The organism is Desmonostoc vinosum, from assembly GCF_059505385.1.
Genome location: NZ_JCACKM010000091.1, coordinates 1 through 22,912 on the forward strand (window position 1 = coordinate 1; position 22,912 = coordinate 22,912).

The 22,912-nt window shown below is 41.7% G+C and carries 22 protein-coding genes; 12 read left to right on the forward strand and 10 right to left on the reverse strand.

Going from position 1 to position 22,912, the window contains the following annotated elements:
• The first annotated feature begins 458 nt into the window (after positions 1-458).
• Positions 459-2,183 (forward strand): bifunctional serine/threonine-protein kinase/formylglycine-generating enzyme family protein, encoded by a 1,725-nt coding sequence (locus AC5JMF_RS15360; RefSeq protein ID WP_495796595.1) that lies wholly within the window; start codon positions 459-461, stop codon positions 2,181-2,183.
• A gap of 205 nt (positions 2,184-2,388) precedes the next feature.
• On the opposite strand, the gene AC5JMF_RS15365 is transcribed toward AC5JMF_RS15360, so the two are convergent.
• Positions 2,389-3,444: an aromatic ring-hydroxylating dioxygenase subunit alpha gene (locus AC5JMF_RS15365; RefSeq protein WP_495796616.1), complete on the reverse strand. Its 1,056-nt coding sequence runs from the start codon at positions 3,442-3,444 to the stop codon at positions 2,389-2,391.
• A 64-nt stretch (positions 3,445-3,508) separates the two neighbouring features.
• On the opposite strand from AC5JMF_RS15365, the gene AC5JMF_RS15370 reads away from it, so the two are divergent.
• The 5 genes from AC5JMF_RS15370 to AC5JMF_RS15390 all read left to right on the forward strand — a co-directional run bounded on the left by AC5JMF_RS15370 (position 3,509) and on the right by AC5JMF_RS15390 (position 8,563).
• Positions 3,509-3,988 (forward strand): YbjN domain-containing protein, encoded by a 480-nt coding sequence (locus tag AC5JMF_RS15370; RefSeq protein WP_495796596.1) that lies wholly within the window; start codon positions 3,509-3,511, stop codon positions 3,986-3,988.
• A gap of 304 nt (positions 3,989-4,292) precedes the next feature.
• The gene (locus AC5JMF_RS15375; RefSeq protein ID WP_495796617.1) at positions 4,293-5,009 is read left to right on the forward strand and encodes a lipoate--protein ligase family protein; all 717 of its coding nucleotides are present in this window, start codon (positions 4,293-4,295) and stop codon (positions 5,007-5,009) included.
• Positions 5,010-5,168: 159 nt separating this feature from the next.
• Positions 5,169-5,783 carry a COP23 domain-containing protein gene (locus AC5JMF_RS15380; protein ID WP_495796597.1) on the forward strand — a complete coding sequence of 205 codons (615 nt, stop codon included), beginning with the start codon at positions 5,169-5,171 and terminating at the stop codon, positions 5,781-5,783.
• Positions 5,784-5,806: 23 nt separating this feature from the next.
• On the forward strand, positions 5,807-6,580 hold the full coding sequence (locus tag AC5JMF_RS15385) for a S1 family peptidase (RefSeq protein WP_495796598.1): 774 nt from the start codon (positions 5,807-5,809) through the stop codon (positions 6,578-6,580).
• Between the two features lie 309 nt (positions 6,581-6,889).
• Complete coding sequence (locus tag AC5JMF_RS15390; protein ID WP_495796599.1) at positions 6,890-8,563, forward strand: DUF1565 domain-containing protein; 1,674 nt, start codon at positions 6,890-6,892, stop codon at positions 8,561-8,563.
• Positions 8,564-8,578: 15 nt separating this feature from the next.
• Here the strand turns inward: AC5JMF_RS15390 and AC5JMF_RS15395 are convergent, their stop codons facing one another.
• The 6 genes from AC5JMF_RS15395 to fabF all read right to left on the reverse strand — a co-directional run bounded on the left by AC5JMF_RS15395 (position 8,579) and on the right by fabF (position 14,034).
• Positions 8,579-8,962 (reverse strand): hypothetical protein, encoded by a 384-nt coding sequence (locus AC5JMF_RS15395; protein ID WP_495796618.1) that lies wholly within the window; start codon positions 8,960-8,962, stop codon positions 8,579-8,581.
• A gap of 97 nt (positions 8,963-9,059) precedes the next feature.
• On the reverse strand, positions 9,060-9,470 hold the full coding sequence (locus AC5JMF_RS15400; RefSeq protein ID WP_495796600.1) for a type II toxin-antitoxin system VapC family toxin: 411 nt from the start codon (positions 9,468-9,470) through the stop codon (positions 9,060-9,062).
• A gap of 5 nt (positions 9,471-9,475) precedes the next feature.
• Positions 9,476-9,769 (reverse strand): hypothetical protein, encoded by a 294-nt coding sequence (locus tag AC5JMF_RS15405; RefSeq protein ID WP_495796601.1) that lies wholly within the window; start codon positions 9,767-9,769, stop codon positions 9,476-9,478.
• Between the two features lie 181 nt (positions 9,770-9,950).
• On the reverse strand, positions 9,951-10,220 hold the full coding sequence (locus AC5JMF_RS15410) for a hypothetical protein (RefSeq protein ID WP_495796602.1): 270 nt from the start codon (positions 10,218-10,220) through the stop codon (positions 9,951-9,953).
• A 244-nt stretch (positions 10,221-10,464) separates the two neighbouring features.
• Positions 10,465-12,477: a transketolase gene (gene tkt, locus AC5JMF_RS15415; RefSeq protein ID WP_495796603.1), complete on the reverse strand. Its 2,013-nt coding sequence runs from the start codon at positions 12,475-12,477 to the stop codon at positions 10,465-10,467.
• 306 nt (positions 12,478-12,783) lie between these two features.
• A complete protein-coding gene (gene fabF / locus AC5JMF_RS15420; protein ID WP_495796604.1) occupies positions 12,784-14,034 on the reverse strand; it encodes a beta-ketoacyl-ACP synthase II in 1,251 nt (416 codons plus the stop codon).
• A gap of 227 nt (positions 14,035-14,261) precedes the next feature.
• Between fabF and AC5JMF_RS15425 the strand changes: the two genes are divergently transcribed.
• Entirely contained in the window at positions 14,262-14,393 is a 132-nt protein-coding gene (locus tag AC5JMF_RS15425; RefSeq protein ID WP_495796605.1) for a hypothetical protein, read from the forward strand.
• Between the two features lie 143 nt (positions 14,394-14,536).
• Here the strand turns inward: AC5JMF_RS15425 and AC5JMF_RS15430 are convergent, their stop codons facing one another.
• Positions 14,537-14,785: an acyl carrier protein gene (locus tag AC5JMF_RS15430; RefSeq protein WP_495796606.1), complete on the reverse strand. Its 249-nt coding sequence runs from the start codon at positions 14,783-14,785 to the stop codon at positions 14,537-14,539.
• A gap of 239 nt (positions 14,786-15,024) precedes the next feature.
• Between AC5JMF_RS15430 and AC5JMF_RS15435 the strand changes: the two genes are divergently transcribed.
• Positions 15,025-15,927 carry a CoB--CoM heterodisulfide reductase iron-sulfur subunit B family protein gene (locus AC5JMF_RS15435; RefSeq protein ID WP_495796619.1) on the forward strand — a complete coding sequence of 301 codons (903 nt, stop codon included), beginning with the start codon at positions 15,025-15,027 and terminating at the stop codon, positions 15,925-15,927.
• 469 nt (positions 15,928-16,396) lie between these two features.
• Positions 16,397-17,299 (forward strand): fatty acid desaturase, encoded by a 903-nt coding sequence (locus tag AC5JMF_RS15440; protein WP_495796607.1) that lies wholly within the window; start codon positions 16,397-16,399, stop codon positions 17,297-17,299.
• Between the two features lie 101 nt (positions 17,300-17,400).
• Here the strand turns inward: AC5JMF_RS15440 and AC5JMF_RS15445 are convergent, their stop codons facing one another.
• A complete protein-coding gene (locus tag AC5JMF_RS15445; RefSeq protein WP_495796608.1) occupies positions 17,401-17,901 on the reverse strand; it encodes a DUF6174 domain-containing protein in 501 nt (166 codons plus the stop codon).
• A gap of 313 nt (positions 17,902-18,214) precedes the next feature.
• Positions 18,215-18,757, reverse strand: a complete 543-nt coding sequence (locus AC5JMF_RS15450; RefSeq protein WP_495796609.1) for a PadR family transcriptional regulator — start codon at positions 18,755-18,757, stop codon at positions 18,215-18,217.
• A gap of 269 nt (positions 18,758-19,026) precedes the next feature.
• Between AC5JMF_RS15450 and AC5JMF_RS15455 the strand changes: the two genes are divergently transcribed.
• The 3 genes from AC5JMF_RS15455 (at position 19,027) to AC5JMF_RS15465 (ending at position 21,754) form a co-directional block, all read left to right on the forward strand.
• On the forward strand, positions 19,027-19,440 hold the full coding sequence (locus AC5JMF_RS15455; RefSeq protein WP_495796610.1) for a hypothetical protein: 414 nt from the start codon (positions 19,027-19,029) through the stop codon (positions 19,438-19,440).
• A 182-nt stretch (positions 19,441-19,622) separates the two neighbouring features.
• Positions 19,623-20,012 carry a COG3650 family protein gene (locus AC5JMF_RS15460; protein WP_495796611.1) on the forward strand — a complete coding sequence of 130 codons (390 nt, stop codon included), beginning with the start codon at positions 19,623-19,625 and terminating at the stop codon, positions 20,010-20,012.
• Between the two features lie 326 nt (positions 20,013-20,338).
• A complete protein-coding gene (locus AC5JMF_RS15465) occupies positions 20,339-21,754 on the forward strand; it encodes a cation:proton antiporter (protein ID WP_495796620.1) in 1,416 nt (471 codons plus the stop codon).
• Positions 21,755-22,912: the final 1,158 nt, after the last annotated feature.

The window sequence follows — 22,912 nt, forward strand, 5'->3', positions numbered from 1 at the left end:
CCACAAAATTTATCATATTAAGATGTGTACTTCATTTACTTGCAAAGTGCTGTATGCAAGAAGTCTAATAGACTTCTTGCATAAATCTTTTTTTGCCGGGCTACGCCCCGCTTCTCTACGAGACGCTTCTCTACGAGAGGCTTCGCCAACGCGAACGCTAACACGCAAAGCCGCAAAGGCGCAAAGAAGAACGCCAAAATTGGTTATAACTGATTCCTCCCCTTGCTTAACCCTGTTTTGTCAGTTTGGGAGAAGCCTATCGCTGAAAGCCTTTTGGAGCTTTAGTTTTAAGCTTTTGGTTATAAATTTTAGTTACTGTTAGAAAATAAAGGCTCAAAGCTAGATTGGATGAAAGTTTCAGAATCTTGCTTTGATTATTACTTTCCGAGAGTGACATAAAAGGGTTAATAGGTATTAAATTTGGCAAAATAACACCATCCTCCTGTTGGGTAAACCTAATGCTCATCGGCGCAATTCTTCGCAATCGCTACAAAATAATCAGACTATTGGGAAGTGGCGGTTTTGGCGACACATACCTAGCAGAGGATATGGATTTACCGAACCATCCGGTGTGCGTAGTCAAACACCTCAAACCAAAAGATTCCTCAACATTGCAAATAGCCAGACGACTATTTGACAGTGAAGCACAGACATTATACAGATTAGGCAACAACCACGACCAAATTCCGCGACTATTCGCTCACTTTGAAGAAAAGGGTGAATTTTATTTAGTGCAGGAATTTGTTGATGGAGAAGACTTGAGTCGAGAAATTATTCCTCGTCAAAAGTTGAGTGAGAGTGAAGTAATCAAGCTACTACAAGACATACTAGAAGTCTTAGCCGTTGTCCATCAGCAGAATATCATTCACCGAGATATCAAACCCCAAAATTTAATGCGGCGTCGGCAAGACAGCAAAATAGTACTAATTGACTTTGGTGCAGTCAAAGAAATAAGTACCTTAGTGATGAATGCCCAAGGACAAAGTAGCTTTACAGTTGCCATTGGGACACCTGGTTTTATGCCCAGCGAACAGGCAAACAGCGACCCCAAACTAGCCAGCGATGTCTATGCAGTAGGAATGCTGGGAATACATGCCCTAACTGGTTTACAGCCTCATGAACTACCCAAAGACCCAATCAGTGGCGAAGTGATTTGGCGTAATTGGGCAAACGTCAGTGAGAATACAGCAGAGATATTAACTAAGATGGTGAGTTATCACTTCAACCAGCGCTATCGCACAGCAACAGATGCGTTGCAAGTATTGATATCACCGTTGTTACCGCCACAACCAACACCAGCGCCAGCATCATCACAGCCACCAAAACCACAACCGCCACAGCCAACACCATCACTCACACAAAGACTAACCTTACAAATCTCTCAATTTGAAGTTGTCACAGTTGATGCACGGGGAAACATCACCAACCGCCGTAACTGTCAGGCGAAATACTTCGTTGAAGACTTGGGAGGTGGCGTCACCTTAAATATGGTGCAGATACCAAGTGGAACTTTTACGATGGGTTCACCAGCAGGGGAGAAGGGACGAATTTCAAATGAAGGGCCGCAACATCAAGTAACAGTTTCTGAATTCTTCATGGGTAAATATGAAGTCACGCAGGCACAGTATCAAGCAATCATGGGTAATAATCCCTCCAATTTCAAAGGAGAAAAAAGACCTGTAGAAAAGGTGAGTTGGAATGATGCTGTAGAATTTTGTAAAAAGTTGAGCCAGAGGATGGGACGCACCTATCGACTACCCAGCGAAGCTGAATGGGAATATGCTTGTCGTGCTGGAACCACCACACCTTTTTATTTTGGCGAAACTATTACCAGTGATTTAGTAAACTACAAAGGCACTTATACTTACGCCTCAGCATCAAAAGGTCAATATCGTCAGCAAACAACAGAAGTAGGTATTTTTCCGCCCAATGCCTTTGGTTTATACGATATGCATGGCAATGTTTTGGAATGGTGTCAAGATCACTACCATAGTAATTATCAAGGCGCGCCCACTAATGGTAGTGCATGGTTCAATGATAATGATAATCAATATTGTCTGCTGCGCGGTGGTTCTTGGTACTACATCCCAGTCTACTGTCGCAGTGCGACCCGCTACTGGAACGGAGCCGACCTCCGTTACTTCACCTTTGGTTTTCGTGTTGTCTCTGTCGTTCCCGCGTGAGGACTCCCTTCCCCTATACTCTTTTGCCCTTTTGCCCTTTACACTTCTTCACTTTTCTCTCTTCCGCCGCAGGCGGATCAAAAATTTTTTCAACATAGATAATTAAAAAATGCCTTGATTCGTAGGTTGGGTTGAGGAACGAAACCTAACACCGAAACCCATGTTGGGTTTCACTCCGCACCCTTCGAGATGAAGTGTTCTGTCATCATTCAACCTGAATTCTCATTAATCTTTGCACACTGACTAATGCGCGATTCAATTCATAATTTCGCCTTTGAGAATTTTGCAAATATGCCTGCTGTTCCTCTTCAATCATCTTGACATCTTGACGCACTAAGCCATCCAGTAACTTTTGTGCTGCACCAAATAAGCTATTTTTAATGAATCGTCGAAACCAAACAGGTAATTTATGCAAACGCCAAAAAGCATTTAATGAGGTGAAGTGAATTAAATACGCTTTGGTTTGCGTCTCATTTATCGGACACAATAAACAGTAAATCTTAAAATCTTTTCCCAACGTCGAAACCCAATGCGGATAAACATAACTGACATCCAACGGTTCAGGATGTAATTGCCGCAAAGCTGGAAAAAATAATTGCGATATTGACCAAATTTTGTCTATTTTATAATAACTTTGTGCTGTATAGTGTGCATCTACACGATGCTCATTTTCATCGATTTCTTGTAGTGCCGCTTCTGCCCAAGCTTGTAAATCTTGATGTAAATGTCCGTGATACATATCCATCAAGTTTTCGATTAAATAAGAATAATGAGCATGACAATTAATCACCGAAACTGTAGCGATATAATTTAAATGTTCCCATTCTGGTAAGCCTAATGGTTCTATAGAATTAGTGTGTAGCTTTTCTACATCTCCAGGGAATAACCAGATGAAACCGTCTTGTTCTCTGACGGGGTAATGGTGAATTGTGCAATTTGGGAGTTTCTGATTCGCTGCTAAGTAGGGAACCGCTACACATTCACCATTGGCGTTGAACCGCCAACCATGATACGTACATTCCAATTCGTTGCCAACCACTTGCCCATGACTCAGTTTAACTTGGCGGTGGGGACAGCGGTCTTCGAGGGCGTGAATCTTGCCTGACCTATCTCGATAAAGTGCGATCGCCTGTTCCCAAAGTACTATATTAATGGGCTTATCTATAACTTCGCTACTACGTGCAACTACATACCAATGATTTAGATTAATTCCTAAGCGCCGCACATCACGATTGTACACAGCTTGCGAGAGAGAAGACATAGGTTGATGCATCATATAAAGTATGTGTAGGCAAAACAGTGAGTGTATTGAGACAAAAATCTGTATGACAAGCTACCAAGAAACTCTAACTAGCAATGAAATCGTCAATGGACTAATCACCGAGACGACAAACATTAACCATTTGGAAGTTATCGAAAATGTCATCGACTCTCTAGAGCAAGATGATAGTGCAATGGTCAGCCATACTTCAGAGGGTGGTTATCTCTGGAAATTTAAGTATGGTAGTGTGGAAGTCTTTGTGCAACTCACAGGTGTAACTGATGAGGATACTATAACGGTTTGGTCTGCGGTATTACATTTACCCGCCAAAGATGAACCCAAGTTAATGCGACATTTGCTAGAGTTAAACTGCTCTAGCACCTTTGAAGCCCGTTTCGGGATCATCGAAAACCGAGTAGTTGTGATTTCAACACGTACTTTAGCAGAGTTGTCTCCTGGTGAAGTCTCTCGGATAATTACCATTGTGGCAACGATCGCCGACAACAACGATGAAGCTTTACAATCTGAGTTTGGTACCGCTTAACAAGTTCCGTGGGTTTAAGTCCCCCGGTTCCATAACCAACAAGTTTTGTGTTGGGGTGAAATCCCCATTACAAAACTTAATTACGCGCTTCGCAGCGGTAGCGAGTCCTCGATAGCGTCAGCGTAAAGCCTACGGCATAGCTTCGCTTAGAGCGACACAGGAGCGTCGCGTCATTACGAACTTGTACTGAGCGAAGTCGAAGTATTACGAATTACGAATTATTTAAGCGATTTGAAATTTGAAATTACCTAGTAAGCAGGTTTGGCGACTGATTCCTTTACTAGAAGCCGCTGGCAATGTGCAGATGGCCATTGACCGCTGGTTGCTAGAACAGCACCACGCGGGTCAGCATCCCCCAACTCTGCGCTTTTATACATGGTCGCCACCCGCCCTTTCTCTCGGTTATCATCAACGCCAATATCCTGAACATTGGCAAAATTTAACATGGCAAGGCCAAAAACTTGATCTAGTGCGGCGTCCCACAGGTGGACGGGCAGTACTACACCAAGGTGATTTAACTTATGCCGTCATTACCTCTGGACTCACGGGTACTCGGCTTGAGGTTTACGAAAAAATCTGCGAGTTTTTAATTCAAGGATGGCGATCGCTCGGTGTAGAATTGCACTACGGCACAGCTGGGCGGGGATACATCCACAATCCCAATTGTTTTGGTACTGCAACAGGTACAGATTTAGTAATGCCAAATGGCATTAAACTCATCGGTAGCGCCCAGCTGCGGCGAAATCAAACTATTCTGCAACATGGTTCAATTCAATTAAATTCAGATTCCGATTTATTTGAGCAAGTATTCGGAATGGGGAATGGGGAACAGGAGAAACTAAGCTATTCACAACTCAAACCTGATTTTGGGGTAAACCTGAGTGTAGAAGAAATTATTACAGCTTTAATTCCCGCTGCTGGTAATTGTTTTGGGATACAGATAGAGGTGCAACCCCTAGAAAAATCTGAGTGGCAGGCAATTTTAACCAGTTGCGTGGGTTTAAGTCCCCCGGTTCTATAATCAGCAACTTTTACGTTGGAATTACGAATTATTTAAATTCTCCAACCAAAGTGGTTTCAATATTTGAACAATGATTGTACCCAACTAAGAACTGCTATAAGATATTTTCATGTGAATTTAGTTCAAATTTAGTTATTTTTAGTTTTTAGAGCTAAATATATGCGCCTGAAGTTATTTGCTCAAGTATTACCAGGGTTAGCAACAGCTTCTGCGATTTCTGCATTGGCTTTAGCGATCGCAATCACCGATAATCAGCCTAGTTACGCTGAGGGCAACAAATTCTTTTGCACCCAAGAAAAAGGTGTACCAGTCACTAAAGTACGCACCTCACGCGGCCCGGAAACGTTTATGCGTTGGGTGTTTAAAGGTTTTGAGCGTTCTGGTTTCGACCCCAAAGCCCGCTGTCGTGCCGTTTCAGCACGTTTAGAGCGCTATTACGATAACGGTAGTTTATTTTTTACCAGTCGTGACAACGTTAACGGCTACCCTGTGATTTGTATTTCCAACCGTAAAGGCGTTCCTTGTTCATCAGAAAATATTCTTGTCACCCTCAAACGCGGTACAAATGCACAAGTAACGCTAAAACAAATTCATGATTTTCGGCGTGGCGTTTCTCCAACAGCAATTGATTTAGGTGGTAAGAATCCTTTGTCCTACTTTGATGGCGAACTATATCTTGATGTGAAGCAACTTGTAGATGCTGAGGGCGAAAATAATACCCAACCGTCAACTAACAATACTCCTAGTTCACTCACTGTGGAACAAAGATTTTAGTTGCCATCCATTGGGGAGTTAACATGAATTGGCTAGGGCTAAGGCAAAGACTTGGACAAACAATTTGTGTAGGCGCATGTCTTGGTGGACTGATTCTAGTGCTGCCAAAACAGCAGTCTATTTTGGGTAATGACACATACACCCAATCATCTGCTCAGTTGCCATTAGCACAGGTGCAAAAAATTGCTCAAACCATCACCGTCAAAATTCAATCAAAAGAATTTATTGGTTCAGGAACATTAATTGAGCGTCATGGCCAAGTTTACACTGTGATGACCAATGCACATGTACTTCGTTCTGCTGCTCCTCCCTATCAAATTCAAACCCCAGATGGGCAAGTTTACAAAGCTAATGTCAGTAAAACTCAGCAGTTTCAGAATGATGATTTAGCAATATTACAATTTCGCACTCCCAAAGCATCATATCCTGTAGCCACTTTGAGAGATTCATCTATATTGCAACTCAAAGAGCAAGTTTTTGTAGGAGGATTTATCCCGAACTCAGCTAGTCAGGAAGGACAAAGTAAATTTGTATTTACAGAAGGTCAAATTTCTTTACTGCTTGATAAAGCTTTAGAGGGAGGATACCAAATTGGGTATACAAACGATGTCACCAAGGGAATGAGTGGCGCACCATTATTGAACAGTCGCGGTGAAGTTGTAGGTATCAACGGCTGGCGCAAAGATCCTGTATGGGAAACTCCAGAATTGTATCAAGACGGTTCTCAACCTAGTAAAAATTTACAGGATATAATTACCCGCTCTAGTATGGCTGTGCCGATTAAGATTAGGGGCTAGGGTAGGGGGATGAGCTCTTATGGGTAGGTTTTTTAGATTTCGCGTTTTGGTTGACGCGCTTACGCGGTGACACAGGGACGCGGAGAAAGATTTCGGAACGAAAAAATAGGTTTTTTCAGACTGAATATGAAAAACCTACCCTTGAAAGAGGGGGATGAGGGGATCACTTCGACTTCGCTCAGTGACCAAATAATTCGTAATTCCCATTTTCAAATCAAACGCTCATGTTATAAATAACACAGCGAGTGATGAAATATAAATCTTCCCCCTACTCCCCACTCCCTACTCCCCACTCCCTATTTTGAAGATATGACTCAAACTCTTTACGTAAATCCAGTTACAGGTGTTGATACTAATTCTGGTAGCCTAGAAGCCCCATTTAAGACGATTACGCAAGCTTTGAAAGTGGCTACACTCGCTACTAAAATTCAACTAGCAGATGGTAATTATAATGCTGCTAATGGTGAAGTTTTCCCCTTAACTGTTCCATCTGGAGTCACAGTTGTAGGTAACGAAGCTAGCAAAGGTAGTAGCATTTTGATTGAAGGAAGTGGTAATTACCTCAGTCGCACTTTTGCTGGTCAAAACATTACTTTCTTACTATTAACTAGTGCCGAACTCCGGGGAGTGACTGTCACAAATCCAGCAAGCCGTGGTAGTGCTGTCTGGGTAGAATCAACAGCCCCGACTATTGCTAATTGTACTTTTACCAAATGTAAGCGAGAGGGAATACTTGCTACAGGTGACGCTGATCCAGTAATTGTAGGTAATGTGTTTACCGAGAATGCTGCTAATGGTGTAGCGATCGCCAAAAATTCTCAAGGTAAAATTCAAGGTAATGTGTTCTCTAAAACTGGCTATGGCATCGCCATTAGTGATACAGCATCACCCAAACTTCTAGACAACAAGATTTACAATAATCGTTCTGGCATAGTCATCTCTGGAACTGCCCGTCCAATATTGCGTAATAATCTGAGTGAAAATAATACCGACGATGGTTTAACTATCATTGCAACTGCTTTACCCGACCTTGGGAATACCACCAACCCAGGAGGCAACATTCTCCGCAATAATGGGAAATTCGATTTGCAAAATGCCAGTTCCAATAAGCTAATTTCTGTAGGAAATCAAATTGATCCTAGTAAAGTAACTGGGAATGTAGAGTTTGCAGGTAGTCCAGTCTCCACACCCACACCTGTTGCTACGCCTGTGCCTGTTGCTACAACACCTGTCGCTACGCCTGTACCTGTTGCTACAATACCTGTCGCTACGCCTGCACCCACACCTGTAGTCACACCTGTACCCATCGCCACACCCACACCTGTAGTTACACCTGCACCCATCGCCACACCCACACCTGTAGTCACGCCCACACCTGTAGTTACTCCCAGCAATATCGACTTGACCGATATTAGTAATCATTGGGCAGCTGCATTTATTCAAGAATTATATAAACAGGGAATAGTTCAAGGTTTTCGCGATCGCACCTTTAAACCCGATGCTACAATGACACGGGCACAGTATGCAGCTTTAGTAGTGAAAGCTTTCAACCCATTACCAAACCGTGCTGCGATTAAATTTAAAGATGTGCCGGCCGATTTTTGGGCATCCAAAGTCATTCAGCAAGCATACCAAGGTTTATTTCTTTCTGGTTATCCAGATAATACCTTCCACCCCAACCAAAATATCCAGCGTGTACAAGTTATTGTTTCTTTAGTCAATGGACTAGGATTAACTGCTGATGGTACAACCAGCGTTAAAGCTTTTGATGACCAAGCAAAAATTCCTGACTATGCCAAAGACGAGGTAGCAAAAGCTATCAAAAAACAAATGATTGTCAATTACCCAAACCTCAAGCAACTCAACCCTACCCGCGATGCTACGCGCGCAGAGGTGACGGCAATGGTGTATCAAGCTTTAGTGGATGCTGGTCGTGTAGCAGCAATTAACTCGCAATATATCTTCAGTAGTGCTGTTTCCTGAGTGCTGTTTTGGGCATTATCCCAATTCCTCTGGATTAACGCCTAATTCTTTCAGCTTAGCAGCCAAGCGTTGCGATCGCGCTTCCAGTATTTGTGACTGTTCCCAACCTGTCACCAGCAAATTACCCTGCTTATCCCACCACCGCAACCAGGGTAATTCTAAATTTTGATAGAGACCTTGCCAAATCCCCAACTCTACATCCATTGGTTCTATAGGATAATGTCCGCGTTCATTAGCAGGCATTAGTTCATATTGACCGATGCAATACTGTGCATCAGGATGCAACTTCTGCAAAATTGGCTCAATAGAATCTGTTAGCAATACGCTTTGGGGATGTTCTTGGAGGTTTTTCACGAAATTGCCGTCAGATTCTGGTAGCTGCGTATGGTCAGGCTTGATTCAACGCCTAGCGGTGTTTGTGCTGAGGTCATGGGAACCTCCTAGATTTGGGGTGTTAATAAGTAATATGGCATTATTTAACTAATCCCTTGCTATTTCAAGATTCTGTTACTGCCCAATTTTCTAGATTAATCCCCTCAATTCTTAATAAATCAGAATCATTGGAAACTAAAATTAAACTGCGTGCGATCGCAGTTGCAGCTATCAATATATCTTGTTCTTGAATAGTAAAACCTCTGCCCTTTAAATCTACATAGATTTGGCAGGCTTGTTCAATAATTTCTATATCATCCAAAAATATAACTTGATATTTTCCATAAAACTGATTAAATTCTACTAACTGACTCGTAGCATTTGCATATAAAAGCCCTCTTTTAACCTCATAATAAGTTATACAACTGATAAACACTTTTTGTCCTGCAATCTTAGCATCCTGTAGTTTATTTTCCACAGTTGCATTTTTCTTTAGAATGTAACTAACAATATTTGTATCTAGTAAATAGGTCACCTTATTTATTTTCGTTTTACTGCTTCATCGTACATTTTTATTTGTTCTGGGGTCAAATCATTTAACGTGCCAGAAATAGCCTCTAAAATTAAAATACTATCAATTCTATCTGTTAAGTCATCATCTTTAATTGCTCGTATTTCTTCAGGAGAAAATCTTTCAAATAGAGTTACTAGCATTTCAATCATCTCCCGTTTATTTAATTTCACTAAATATAAACTATTTTTATTAAATAGGTTTTCCACTATTGGTGAGATGCGATTAAAAAATTCTTGATTGTAGCTAGAATTTTTTTGCATAATTTATTGCCATATTATATATTACATACCTATTCTAACAGGTCAATTGAGTTATATTCCACTGACCCTTTGTTGGCAAAAGTACGAGCAGTACTGTACCAAACTCAAGATTCTGTTATAGCCCAGTTTCTCCTCAAAATGTAGCTAACAATATTTGTATCTAATAAATAAGTCACGTTGTTTATCTTCGTTTTACTGCTTCATCGTACATTTTAATTTGCTCCGGCGTTAAATCATTTAATTTACCTGACACAGCTTCTAGTACAAGAATCTTATCAATTCTGCGTATGAAATCATCATCATGAATCGCTCTCATTTCTTCAGGTGAAAACTGCCCAAATAATTCTACCAACATTTTTATCATTTCTCGTTGGTTTAACTTGACCTGATATAAACTATTACCCTTAATTAACTTTTCAACTACTGGAGATATACGGTTAAGCTGTTCCACATATAACTTGCATAATTAGGGCGGGCAAGATGCCCACCCCACAAGAGTTTTATTTAATTTGATTATGTAATTTAGATGTTTTTTAGCTTACTCAGTTCTTGATGATAATTAGTAACTTCCTGCATAATTTCCTCCACCAACTAATTACCTCAATTATAAACAATTATCCTCTGCGTTTAAAAACAAAAAAAGGGCAGGCAAAACACCTACCCTACAATTAATTTAAGAGAATATTCTGTTGCTATTAACCCAACAAAGCTTTGGCTTTAGCTAACACATTATCAACGCTAAAACCAAATTTCTCCAGACAGACACCACCAGGAGCCGAAGCACCAAAGCGGTCAATAGTTACAGTATCGCCCTCAGTACCCACATACTTATGCCAACCAAAACTAGTACCAGCTTCTACAGCCAAACGCTTGGTGACAGCTTTAGGTAGAACAGACTCTCTGTAAGCTGCATCCTGCGCTTCAAATAAATCCCACGCAGGTAACGAGACAACACGAACTTTTTTACCCTCAGCGGTGAGTTTCTCGGCGGCGGTGACAGCGAGGTTCAACTCGGAACCAGTACCAATGATGATTAACTCTGGCGTACCTTCGCTATCTACCACTGTGTATCCGCCCTTGGTTACACCCTCAATCGATGTACCTGCCAAGTTAGGAACATTTTGACGGGTGAAGGCCAACAAAGTCGGAGCGTTTTGTTTTGCCCTTTCAATAGCCACTTTGTAAGCCCCAGATGCTTCATTGCCATCTGCGGGACGAATTACTGTTAATTTAGGAATGGCTCGCAGGGATGCTAAGGTTTCGATGGGTTGGTGTGTTGGGCCGTCTTCGCCTTGTCCAATCGAGTCGTGGGTCATTACCCAAATCGAACCAGCTTGAGACAGAGCAGATAAGCGGATGGCAGCACGCATGTAATCTGTGAAAATCAAGAAAGTAGCACCGTAGGGAATTAAGCCTGAACCATGCAGTGCGATACCGTTACAGATTGCACCCATACCATGCTCTCGCACACCAAAGTGGATGTTGGGATTTTGATATTGCCCTTTCTGGAATTCACCCTTACCTTTGATTTCAGTGAGGTTAGAGTGGGTCAAGTCAGCTGAACCACCAATTAGCTCAGGTAAAACTGCCGCTAGTTTGTTGAGACAGGTTTCTGAGTGTTTGCGGGTGGGTAGTGCTTTGTCTTCGGCGGTGTAGGTAGGTAGTACTTGATCCCAACCATCGGGTAGTTTGCCGCTAATGTAACGCTCAAACTCAGCTGCTTCTTGGGGATATTTGGCTTTGTAAGCGTCAAAGGCTTTATTCCATTCTGCTTCGTAACCTGCGCCGCGTTCAACAGCTTTCCGCATGTGGTTGACAGCATCTTGGGGCACTACAAAAGGTTCGTACTCCCAACCCAAGTTGCTGCGGGTCAATTTGACTTCATCAGTACCTAGCGCTGCACCGTGAACACCTGCGGTGTTGGCTTTGTTGGGAGAACCATAACCGATGGTGGTTGTGACCTTAATCATCGAAGGCTTGTCGGTGACAGATTTTGCCTCTTCAATTGCCTTAGCAATGGCATCTAAATCGGTATTACCTTCTTTGACGTGCAACACATGCCAGCCGTATGCTTCAAATCGCTTGGAAACGTCTTCGGTGAATGCTACATCTGTAGAACCATCAATAGAGATGTGGTTGTCGTCGTACAGAGCGATGAGCTTACCCAATCCTTGGTGTCCTGCGAAAGAACTGGCTTCACCGGAAACACCTTCCATGTTACAACCATCACCTAGAATTACGTAGGTGTAGTGGTCAACAATTTTGGCATCGGGTTTGTTGAACTTGGCAGCGAGGTGAGCTTCAGCGATCGCTAAACCGACTGCATTGGCAATACCTTGTCCCAAGGGGCCGGTAGTCACTTCTACACCAGCAGTCATGAAGTTTTCTGGGTGTCCGGGGGTTTTGGATTCCCACTGACGGAATTGTTTAATATCCTCGATGGTAACGCTGTCGTAACCAGCTAGGTAGAGCAGGGCATACTGCAACATGGAACCGTGCCCAGCAGATAAGATAAAGCGATCGCGGTTAAACCACTTAGGATTTTTGGGGTTATACCGCATAAAGCGATCCCAAATTACGAAAGCCATCGGAGCCGCGCCCATCGGCAGTCCTGGGTGTCCCGATTTTGCCTTTTCTACAGCGTCAATAGCCAAGAAGCGGATCGAGTTAATACAAAGTTCTTCTAGGGATTGGGTTGCAACAGCCATAATCTCTTGTTGTTAACGACGGGTTAGCACTCTTTTAGCTTCTCTTACTGGGGGTTTAACAGTGATCCGTTATCAATTAACAGTTCTTATAAGCTTGATAACTGATCACTCATTAAAATTTTCCACAGTATCCTCATCATCCCATTCCCGAATGTCGATGGACAAGCGGGATCTTCTGAGTTTCTGGTAATTAATTAAGCTGACAATTTGGTCATGCTGAACGCTGAGCTGTGAGCGGAATGATATATATGATACTTTTGATGGCATCATCTCCAAAAAGCAGACCAGCAGCAAAATTGGAATTATTTAGATGTACTTTTTAAAGGCTAGCGTGACATTGTGACCACCGAACCCAAAAGAATTAGATAATGCCACCTCCACTTTTTGCGCGCGGCTAGAGTTAGCGACGTAATCTAAATCACATTCTGGGTCAGGGTTTTCCAGATTGATTGTTGGTGGAATTTGATCATTGGCGATCGCCAATACCGTGGCTACTGCTTCGATACCTCCAGAACCACCCAACAAATGACCTGTCATCGATTTGGTGGAACTGACTGCTGTTTTATAAGCGTGTTCGCCCAAAGCTTTTTTAATCGCTGCGGTTTCGTTAGAGTCATTCGCTGGGGTACTGGTGCCATGGGCGTTGATATAGCTCACTAGCTCTGGTGTGAGTTCTGCGTCTTTTAATGCCAATTGAATAGCTCTAGCTGCGCCTTCACCGCCAGGAACTGGAGAGGTCATATGGAAGGCGTCACAGGTCATCCCATAGCCGACCATTTCAGCATAAATGCGAGCGCCGCGACTGAGGGCATGTTGCAGTTCTTCGATAATTAAAATCCCTGAACCTTCGCCCATGACAAAGCCATCGCGATCGCGGTCAAAGGGACGGCAGGCATGAGTTGGATCATCATTACGCACAGAGAGAGCCTTACAAGCAGCAAAACCGGCCAATGTCAAGGGTGTAATTGTGGCCTCACATCCTCCACAAATCATCGCTTGAGCATAGCCCCCTTGAACCAAACGAAAAGCATCTCCTATGGCATTGGAACCAGCAGCGCAAGCTGTCACAGAACAGGAGTTTGGGCCTTTAGCACCAGTGTGAATCGCTGTTAACCCTGCTGCCATATTGGCGATCATCATTGGAATCATGAATGGGCTACAGCGATCGGGGCCACGGTTGAGGTAGATTGTTTGCTGGTCTTCTAAAACTTTGATACCCCCAATGCCAGAACCAATAATTACACCTATCTGTTCCGCGTTTAGTTCGTTAATGACTAATTTTGCATCCAACAAAGCCTGTTTTGCAGCCGAAACCCCAAATTGGGAAAACCGATCCATACGCTTAATTTCTTTGCGCTCTAGATAGTCTTGCGGATCGAAGTTTTTCACCTCTCCTGCCATCCGGCAATCATGGCGAGACGTATCAAATGAGGTAATGTAGTCAATACCATTACGTCCACTCAACAATCCTTCCCAATATTCTGTTGGTGTGTTACCAATAGGTGTAATCGCGCCAACACCAGTTACAACAACGCGTTTACGTTTAAAGTCTGTCATGATTTAATTAAAGGTGGCGAAAAATCAGCAGGCAAAACAATAAGCAGTGCTGAGTTCAGATAGGCGAACTTTAGTGAGTCGCAATCCAGGTGATTAAACAATTCGTAATTCGCAATGCTTCAACTACGCTCAGCAACCATTCGCGGTTTGCAATTACGTTTCTTGTTGGAGGATTGAGACCTCAAATAGAAACTTGCTGGAATGGAAAGCTGGAAATTTTCACCTAGATGTCCACTCGAAGTGGCGTGGATGAGATACCCTTGAAGGCAATCATCATCTGGAAAATAGTTTCCCCGATAGTAGCAACGGGTATTAAAGTGACCATTGAACTAGCACCCTTTGGGTTTGCCAGTTCCTGAGGTTGGGCAATCTTCCTCTAGGACTGGCTCAGTGTGCGATAGAAACCCATTGAGATACTTGGCATTGAATTGGCGCTCGCACGCCATTTCTCAGTCAAGATTTTACCGAAACAGTGCTGGGCAATGAATGCTCAGCTTTTATCCTATGCAGGAACTTTATTGTTGATGTAGTCTACTACATCCTGAACTGATAAAATCTTTTCAGCGGCTTCATCAGGAATTTCGATATTAAATTCTTCTTCTAAAGCCATTACCAGCTCCACAGTATCTAGAGAGTCAGCCCCTAAATCATCAATAAAAGTGGCTTTTGGTGTCACTTTACTCTCATCTTCTACGCCCAGTTGCTCGATGACAATTTCTTTGACTCTTTCAAAAATATCTTCTTGGCTCATAGTTAAAAGTCCTTAACCAGTGGCTATGATTGTGCTCTTGACGGGGGATATTGTTTTGAGCATATACATCTTATCGGAAAGCGCGATCGCATAGACTGCGTGAAAGCCTGTATTTTTCAATTCTTGCTAAATTTTTTTTATGAAGTCTCAAGCAATATCCCTTACCTTGTTAGTGATACTAACAAGCGATGATCAAACAGTTATTGTCTTGGGCGATCGCTCTACCCAAATATAGTTCTATGCTATCTCAGACACTAAAATATGCTTACTTCCCCGGTTGTGTCGCTCAAGGAGCCTGCCGAGAGTTAACTCTCTCAACCAAAGCACTGACGCAAGCATTAGGTATCGAACTGATTGAACTCAAAAAAGCGGCTTGCTGTGGTTCGGGCACATTCAAGGAAGATTCCCAACTACTAGAAGATACAGTCAATGCCAGAAATATTGCTCTAGCAGAAGATTTAAATTTGCCCCTACTAACTCATTGCAGCACTTGTCAGGGTGTTATCGGTCATGTTAACGAACGCCTGCAAGAATCCCAAATCACCAACCCCGCTTACATTGAACAGGTTAATGGCTTGCTGCATAAAGAAGGCTGTCTACCTTATCGCGGTAGCACCAAAGTTCAACATCTCCTTTATGCCCTAATAGCAGATTATGGGTTAAACGAAATTACTAAGCGTGTAACCCGTCAGTTGACTGGATTAAAATGTGCTGCTTTTTACGGTTGTTATCTCCTCCGCGCCCAAAAGTCAATACCTGATGATCCATATCAACCAGAAGCAATGGAAAATATGTTTCGAGCCGTGGGTGCAACACCAATTTATTACCGAGGTCGCACGCAATGTTGCGGTTGGCCCCTGGCTAGTTATGCTACTACCCAGTCTTTTAAAATGGCAGGGATGCATATTCAAGAAGCCTTAGCATTAGGTGCTGACTGTATGGTTACTCCTTGCCCTCTATGCCACCTCAATTTAGACTCGCGTCAACCAGAGGTAGAAAAGGTCATTGGTCAAAAATTAGGTTTACCTGTTTTGCACTTACCTCAATTAATTGCTTTGGCAGTCGGAATTAGCCCGCAAGAACTAGGCTTAGAACGTCACATTGTTTCTACAAAGTCAGTGTTACAAAAGTTGGGGTTATAGCCATTAGAGAGGCGGCAGCTCTTATGGGTAGGTTTTTTAGATTTCGCGTTTTGGTTGACGCGCTTACGCGCTTACACGGGGACGCGGGGACGCGGAGAAAGATTTCGGAACGAAAAAATAGGTTTTTTCAGACTGAATATGAAAAACCTACCCTTGAAAGGCAGGGGGCAGGGGGAAAGAATTAGAAACAAATCATTTGTGTCAAGTACTTCGTGAAATAGTATTAGTTGATTTCCCACTCCCTACTCCCTACTCCCTGCCTGTCGCGCTTGCGCTGCGCTTCTGTGCGAGACGCTTCGCGAACGCGCACCACGCAAATAATTTCATGAATCAAGTCAGATTCTTATACAAGTATTTAATCAAATATCACCATCTTCTGAATAGCATTATATTTTGTAACTTTGATGGCAAAATCCTCAAAACTATTATCTTAATCTGCTTGAGAAGATGATTTTTAATAAATGCGAATATGAAGATGATTGCTAGCAGCAAAACGGCATATAATCAAACTATCAAACTTTTTGTTGCTTCTTTGACCTGGCTTATATATCTATTTTTTCTTCCTTATATATATGCCTCTGTCAATATTTTTGCATTTGGCTTCATGCTTTTTCCAGGAGTTTATATTTTGTGCCTATTAGCACTTTTCATGCATGAATGTTGGCATGAATATTTACCTGGTGTACATAATCATTTTTTTTACTCAGTTTTATCTTGGATGATACTTCTCGACCCCCAGGTTTTTAACATAGTACATCCTTATCATCATTCTCAGGTCAATACTTACAGAGATATAGAGTTTCATCCCCTGGGAGAGATTAAAAATCAATTCGTCAAAGCTGTTTATAATTTCTGTGAAATCTTTTTAGGAAGCATATTTGTAGTTACTATAACTACTTTCAAGATAGCTTTTCATCCAAAACTTAAAAAACAGTACAGCTTCGGAAAACTAATAATTTCTATTTTGATGTGGACTATTATTTGGGGAGGAATTGGTTATAGTTCACATTTAGTTTTCGGAGTCACTACCAATCAAGTTTTCATTTCTTATTTGCTTATCTGCTGGATGGGGTCTGTTGTGATTCATCATAATGAACTAATAGAACACGGGAATTTGATAGTCGAAGGAAACTTAGGAGAGCGCAATTTAAAAACGAGAAATTTAAACCCATCTGGTATTTTAGAAAGATTTTTTTTATTTATTACACACAACGATTCGCGAGAACACACATTACATCACTCGATGTCTAAGATTTACACTAGACCATTTTTTCAAAAAAACCCTATGCTAGACAAAATAGTATATATTTCATTTGATGAATATCTTGTCATCCTCAAAGATATGCTGACAGGTAAACGATCTGCGGTCTAATAAACGGTAAGGTGGGTACTACTCACCGTTCGCTAAAATCCCAATTTTGACGTTATGGCAGTACCCACCCCACAATAATTGAAAATGTTACAAGATTTCAGTTAACGAAGTACTTGTAGATTCTCAACTGTGAGAAATAGTTCTTCATCCGCTACTTGACTTTTGAAGTCAATATTAATTTGGGTTGGATAGCCGAGTTGAGAGTTGTATTCTACATTTAAGCTAGAGACTCTTTGAGCGATCGCATCCCTAATTATATTAAACAGCTTGGGCACTGTACTGTATTGGCGGAATAGCTCTGGATTGGCTGGTTTACCAGTAGCAACATACTTAATAGAAGTTGTTCTCCCATTACGCACCTCAATGATTACTGGCCCCCTAGCTTCTTCTGTACAGAAGCAACTTCTGCTCAGTGTATAGCGATAGTTGTAGATTCTCTGTTGATTCCACAGACGGCGATTAATCCTTAATTGTCCTAAGTTTGAGCTACTAGCAACAACTACTGGTGATTTTGCTACCTGTACTGGAGGTTGAGCCATGACTGGTGCATTCAAGGCTGCATAGGCGATTAAAACTGAACTAATAGCAATAAGTCGGCGCATATAGATACCATCGTTAACTCCAGTTCATCACTCCAATTTGCTTTAGCCTAATTCCAGAAATATTCCATTTTTAGTAATTTTTAAATTGTAATTAAACTACACATAAAATGTTCCCATGCAAGTGAAATGTCATACAGTATCTTATTTTTTTAGAAAAAATACATAATTAACTAAAATTTATGGTAATATTAACCAACTAAGGATTTACTTTTAGCGATCGCAAAGCCTGTAAAGAGTTAGAATACCAACCAATTGTAAATCCTAGCCAGATTAGAGTGATTCTAATTACGAATTACGAATTACGAACTACGAATTATTTAGACTGCTGATCAATAACATCAATAGCTGTTTTGAGCCAATCAATGTAAGTTTGTTCTCTTCGTGTGACTAAATCTAGTACAAGCCGTTGCATAATTTGTTCTCGACTTGCACAGCGATCATCAAGTGCTGGTAAATCAATTTTTTCACATTTAGTTAGCTTTTCGTGGCGAGCAGCTAATTGTTGTTCTAGCAGTTGAATAATGGCTTGATTTGGTAACTGTGCAGCAAAAAATAACTGAATAAGCAATGGTTCTCGTACTGTTGGTAAAGGCTGAGGTTGTTGCAGCCACAGCATTAATTCAGCTTTTCCTGTTTCAGTGATACTATAGACTTTACGGTTGGGGCGATCGCGTTGAATTTCAACACTACAAGTAACGCAACCTTGCTCAACTAATTTATCGAGAGTTCTGTAAATCTGTGCCTGATCTGCGGGCCATAAATGAGCAATACATTGATCAAAGCAACTTATTTTTAAGTCATAACCTGTCATTTCTTCCTGCTGAAGCAAACCTAAAATTGCATGTACTAGCGACATAGGTGGTTTTCCGTCACTAAGGTAGTAAAAACTCTCTTTGTCATTTCTTATATATATTTATGCTAATATATGATTAGTCATATGTGAGAGCTATCTAGTAAATTGTATAGGACAATAGAAAGTTAAGATTGCGAATCCATCGGCAGCGAAATCAGCATTGGACGTGCTTCTCATTGCTGGTGTACCACTAAAAGAACCAGTTTTCTGCAATGGTTCATTGGTCATCAATCAGATTATCAAAGAATACTGTCACAGGAGGATGGGTTAAATTGACTCATAACACGCTTTTACAACGAATCAACCAACATCAACATCTGCGTAATCTAAGAAATAAATTACTGCACCTCCACGCCTGTTTACTCAAGACAGAACGCATTGCCTACGAGCAGGTGAGTGGACGCTTATCAAGCGGGGAGTTGTTGCAACTTGTCATTAGTCATGAACAATTTGCGTGGTTGCATCGCATTTCAGAGCTAGTTGTGCAAATTGATGAAATGCTTTGTGCGGATGAACCCATATCTTTAGAAGATGTTCAAAATTTGATGGCTGCTGCTCGCGCCTTGATCATACCATCAGAAGTGGGCAGCGTGTTTGCCAGAAAATACTACGCTGCTCTGCAACACGAACCTGACGTAGTGTTAGCACATGCCGGGGTTTTAGAACTTTTGGCAGCTAAAGCATAGGGGCTGGGGACTGGGGATGCGGGGACGCGGGGACGCGGGGACGCGGAGAAATTTTCTCCCTCATCCCCCTCACCCCCCTCATCCTTGCTACGCGTAGCGTCTTTGAAACAGAAGTGCATCCCCCTCCCTTAGATGGGTTTTCGATTTCTTAGAATTAAAGAATATTGTTATCTTTAAAATCTATGAAAACCTTTATGTCTTGCGTTGTGCTGTTGGGAATTGGTACTGGTTTGTTGGTTGGTAATGTAGGTGTTGCAGAGACTACTAGTGGTGAAGAATTTATCGCTCATGGTACAGAACCATTTTGGAGTGTCACTGTGAGCAAGCGCGGAATTGTTTACTCGTCGCCAGATATACAAAAGCAAGCGTTCCCATATGTTACACCTTTAAAGGCACAAGGGCGTCCCGTAGAGTTGATGCGAGTGTATCCTTTAAAAGGCAGAAGTAACAATACATTAATTATCAAAAAAGTTGATGTCTGTAGTGATGGGATGTCAGATCAAGAGTATCCTTATTCGGTGACTCTCATTTTAGGCAATAAAGTTTTGGAAGGTTGTGCTGAGAAACAATGATGCCAAACTTACGGCTATCAAACCTAATTCAATAATTGGGAATTGGGAGTTGGGAATTGGGAATTAGTTAAAAGTCAAGAATCAAGGTTATTCCCTTACTCCCTCATCCCCCTCATCCCCCTCATCCCCCCACTCCCCACTCCCCACTCCCCACTCCCCACTCCCCATATTTCTTGAGAGGACAGGCGAGATGCCTGTCTTTTATTTGAGCGAAATTTGGTATTATTCGTTACTTTTTGCATTTTCATACAAAACTTGGCAATGCAAAGCAACAGACAGAAGGTTTAACCTAACTGTAGAACCAAACAGCACAACAGATGGAGAAGATGATTTTTTCAGAACCAATAGTTAATTCACTTACCTGGGTAACTTCCCTCAGTTCTGTGTTGCATTTTCCTTTGCTAGCAACAACAAACGAGGCAGAATATGCCCCCATCGTTCTAACTGGCGTATTGCTCAGCTTAGTAGTTATTTATCTAGCCAGTAAAATTGGTGGCGAGTTGTCGAGGATGATAGACCTACCTCCAGTTTTAGGGGAATTGGTTGCTGGTGTAATTGTAGGCGCTTCCGCTCTACATCTAGTTGTGTTTCCCGACAGTGGTGCGATCGCTTCTGATTCGCTGATCATGACCATCTTACAATCTATTAATGACATCAGTGCCGATGCTGCCACATCAATTTTTCAAAGCCAAAGCGAAGTCATTTCAGTGCTTGCCGAACTGGGTGTTATCGTTTTGTTATTTGAAATCGGTCTAGAATCGGATTTAAGGGAACTGACAAAAGTTGGTTATCAAGCGACAATTGTTGCTTGTGTTGGGGTAGCAGTTCCTTTTGGGGTTGGTACTACAGGGTTGATATATTTCTTTCATGCCCCTGCAATTCCCGCGATTTTTGCAGGTGCTGCCCTGACTGCTACTAGTATCGGTATTACTTCCAAAGTTTTGTCAGAAATTGGGCAGCTAAAATCTCGCGAAGGTCAGATCATTGTCGGTGCTGCTGTTATTGACGATATCTTGGGTATCATTGTGTTGGCAGTGGTTGCCAGCCTTGCCAAGACTGGCGAGATAGATATTCTCAACGTGATTTATCTGATTGTCAGCGCTACTATCTTTCTCATCGGCTCGATTTTACTCAGCAAATTCTTCAATTTCGGCTTTGTTGCTGTTACTGATAAGTTAAAAACGCGAGGAAACATCATCATTCCTGCGTTTGCATTTGCATTCTTCATGGCTTTCTTGGGTAATGCAATTCATTTAGAAGCTATTTTAGGTGCTTTTGCAGCTGGTTTAGTTTTGGATGAAACTGATAAGCGTAACGAGTTAGATGATTTGGTTAAGCCTGTTGCCGATATTTTGGTGCCAATTTTCTTTATTACCGTTGGTGCTAAAGTTGACATAGGTGTGCTTAATCCCGTTGTACCAGAGAATCGAGAAGGATTAATTATCGCCACCTTCTTAATAGTGGTCGCAATTCTTGGTAAAATTGTCACGGGCTGGTCAGTATTTGGTCTACCGCAAATTAATCGCGTCGCCATTGGTGTAGGGATGATTCCGCGTGGTGAAGTGGGACTAGTGTTTGCTGCTATTGGCTCAGCTAGTGGTGCCTTGGATAAAGCCTTGCAAGCTGCGATCATCATTATGGTGATTTTAACGACTTTCTTAGCACCACCTTTGTTGAGGTTTGCATTTAAACTATCGCCAGAATCTCAAAAGCCTATAGAGCAAGTTGACTCTGTTGGTTAATTTTCAGTCTTAAATTAAGAACCCCGATTTCTCTAGGAAGTCGGGGTTTTGTAATTTATGGAAAAATTTTCAGTTCTAATAATTTTGATGGTTTGTTTCCATCCCCGTTAGGGGAAGTAGTGGCGGAAAGCTGTTCTGCACTGAACCGCATGGGGTTCAACTTGATGTTTCCATCCCCGTTAGGGGAAGTGGTTGCGGAAAGTCCTCGGAACACTGGCCACACTGGGAGTCAAAGGACTGTTTCCATCCCCGTTAGGGGAAGTGGTTGCGGAAAGTTGGAGTCTCTTCTTAACACAAGAAGAGGCAAAAAAGTTTCCATCCCCGTTAGGGGAAGTGGTTGCGGAAAGAGTTCACTGTTGGAAGCCTTGCCAGGTGAGGGTTCGAGACCCCCTAATCGACGCCTCTCTTGATGATTGACAAAAAATTGGAAAAAATCAACAATTTTGTAGCCTGAAAACCTTACTATACAAGGCATCGACGCATCTCAACGAAATTATGCGGTTTTCAAGGATCGGAGGAGATGCGTCGATGGAATTTAACGCACCGAACAAATGCTATGACTTATTACCTATGCTTGTCAAGTAGCATGATGCACTACACCAAAATTCAGCCTCAAAAAGCTGATTTTTTTACAACCCCTTTGGCGCGGGTGTAAGGTCTTGTTAAGAGTTCCCCGTTCCTTGTTCCCTCTTAAAAAACGATAAGCAAACAATTATCTAGTTAATAGGTTTAATACTATCTATCACATCTCAAAAAGTAAAAAATCAAATTTTTACTTTTACCTTTGTATGCTGCTTCTACATGCTGAACGCTTTTAAAAGTGTAAAAACCATTCTTTATCTATAAGGTAATAATACTTAATATGAATAACGATCGCCAGCTACTTCAAAACGTCTAATCTAGCCACAAAGAGGCTTTTAAACCTGTTCCTACTAATATATAGTGCGATCGCTATCTGTTAAAAATTATCTTATCTATAGAGTTATGACTATGATCGCTATCTGTTAAAAACTATCTTATCAATAGAGTTATGACTATCCATTTATAGTCACCCAGATAATTTCTAGGTTAGATAAACTTTTACTTATATCAATAATCTAATATTTATTTAATAATTCTTGTTCGAGGTTAACCAATTTACCATAAAAGCCTGTAAAC

Bases quoted from the DNA above. Each gene is read 5' to 3' on its own strand.
- AC5JMF_RS15370 (WP_495796596.1), top strand. From the start codon at position 3,509: ATGACAAGCTACCAAGAAACTCTAACTAGCAATGAAATCGTCAATGGA.
- AC5JMF_RS15380 (WP_495796597.1), top strand. From the start codon at position 5,169: ATGCGCCTGAAGTTATTTGCTCAAGTATTACCAGGGTTAGCAACAGCT.
- AC5JMF_RS15385 (WP_495796598.1), top strand. From the start codon at position 5,807: ATGAATTGGCTAGGGCTAAGGCAAAGACTTGGACAAACAATTTGTGTA.
- AC5JMF_RS15425 (WP_495796605.1), top strand. From the start codon at position 14,262: ATGTCCACTCGAAGTGGCGTGGATGAGATACCCTTGAAGGCAATCATC.
- AC5JMF_RS15375 (WP_495796617.1), top strand. From the start codon at position 4,293: ATGGCCATTGACCGCTGGTTGCTAGAACAGCACCACGCGGGTCAGCAT.
- AC5JMF_RS15365 (WP_495796616.1), bottom strand. From the start codon at position 3,444: ATGTCTTCTCTCTCGCAAGCTGTGTACAATCGTGATGTGCGGCGCTTA.
- fabF (WP_495796604.1), bottom strand. From the start codon at position 14,034: ATGACAGACTTTAAACGTAAACGCGTTGTTGTAACTGGTGTTGGCGCG.
- AC5JMF_RS15440 (WP_495796607.1), top strand. From the start codon at position 16,397: ATGAAGATGATTGCTAGCAGCAAAACGGCATATAATCAAACTATCAAA.
- AC5JMF_RS15390 (WP_495796599.1), top strand. From the start codon at position 6,890: ATGACTCAAACTCTTTACGTAAATCCAGTTACAGGTGTTGATACTAAT.
- AC5JMF_RS15360 (WP_495796595.1), top strand. From the start codon at position 459: ATGCTCATCGGCGCAATTCTTCGCAATCGCTACAAAATAATCAGACTA.
- AC5JMF_RS15430 (WP_495796606.1), bottom strand. From the start codon at position 14,785: ATGAGCCAAGAAGATATTTTTGAAAGAGTCAAAGAAATTGTCATCGAG.
- AC5JMF_RS15435 (WP_495796619.1), top strand. From the start codon at position 15,025: ATGCTATCTCAGACACTAAAATATGCTTACTTCCCCGGTTGTGTCGCT.
- AC5JMF_RS15465 (WP_495796620.1), top strand. From the start codon at position 20,339: ATGATTTTTTCAGAACCAATAGTTAATTCACTTACCTGGGTAACTTCC.
- tkt (WP_495796603.1), bottom strand. From the start codon at position 12,477: ATGGCTGTTGCAACCCAATCCCTAGAAGAACTTTGTATTAACTCGATC.
- AC5JMF_RS15405 (WP_495796601.1), bottom strand. From the start codon at position 9,769: ATGCAAAAAAATTCTAGCTACAATCAAGAATTTTTTAATCGCATCTCA.
- AC5JMF_RS15445 (WP_495796608.1), bottom strand. From the start codon at position 17,901: ATGCGCCGACTTATTGCTATTAGTTCAGTTTTAATCGCCTATGCAGCC.
- AC5JMF_RS15450 (WP_495796609.1), bottom strand. From the start codon at position 18,757: ATGTCGCTAGTACATGCAATTTTAGGTTTGCTTCAGCAGGAAGAAATG.
- AC5JMF_RS15460 (WP_495796611.1), top strand. From the start codon at position 19,623: ATGAAAACCTTTATGTCTTGCGTTGTGCTGTTGGGAATTGGTACTGGT.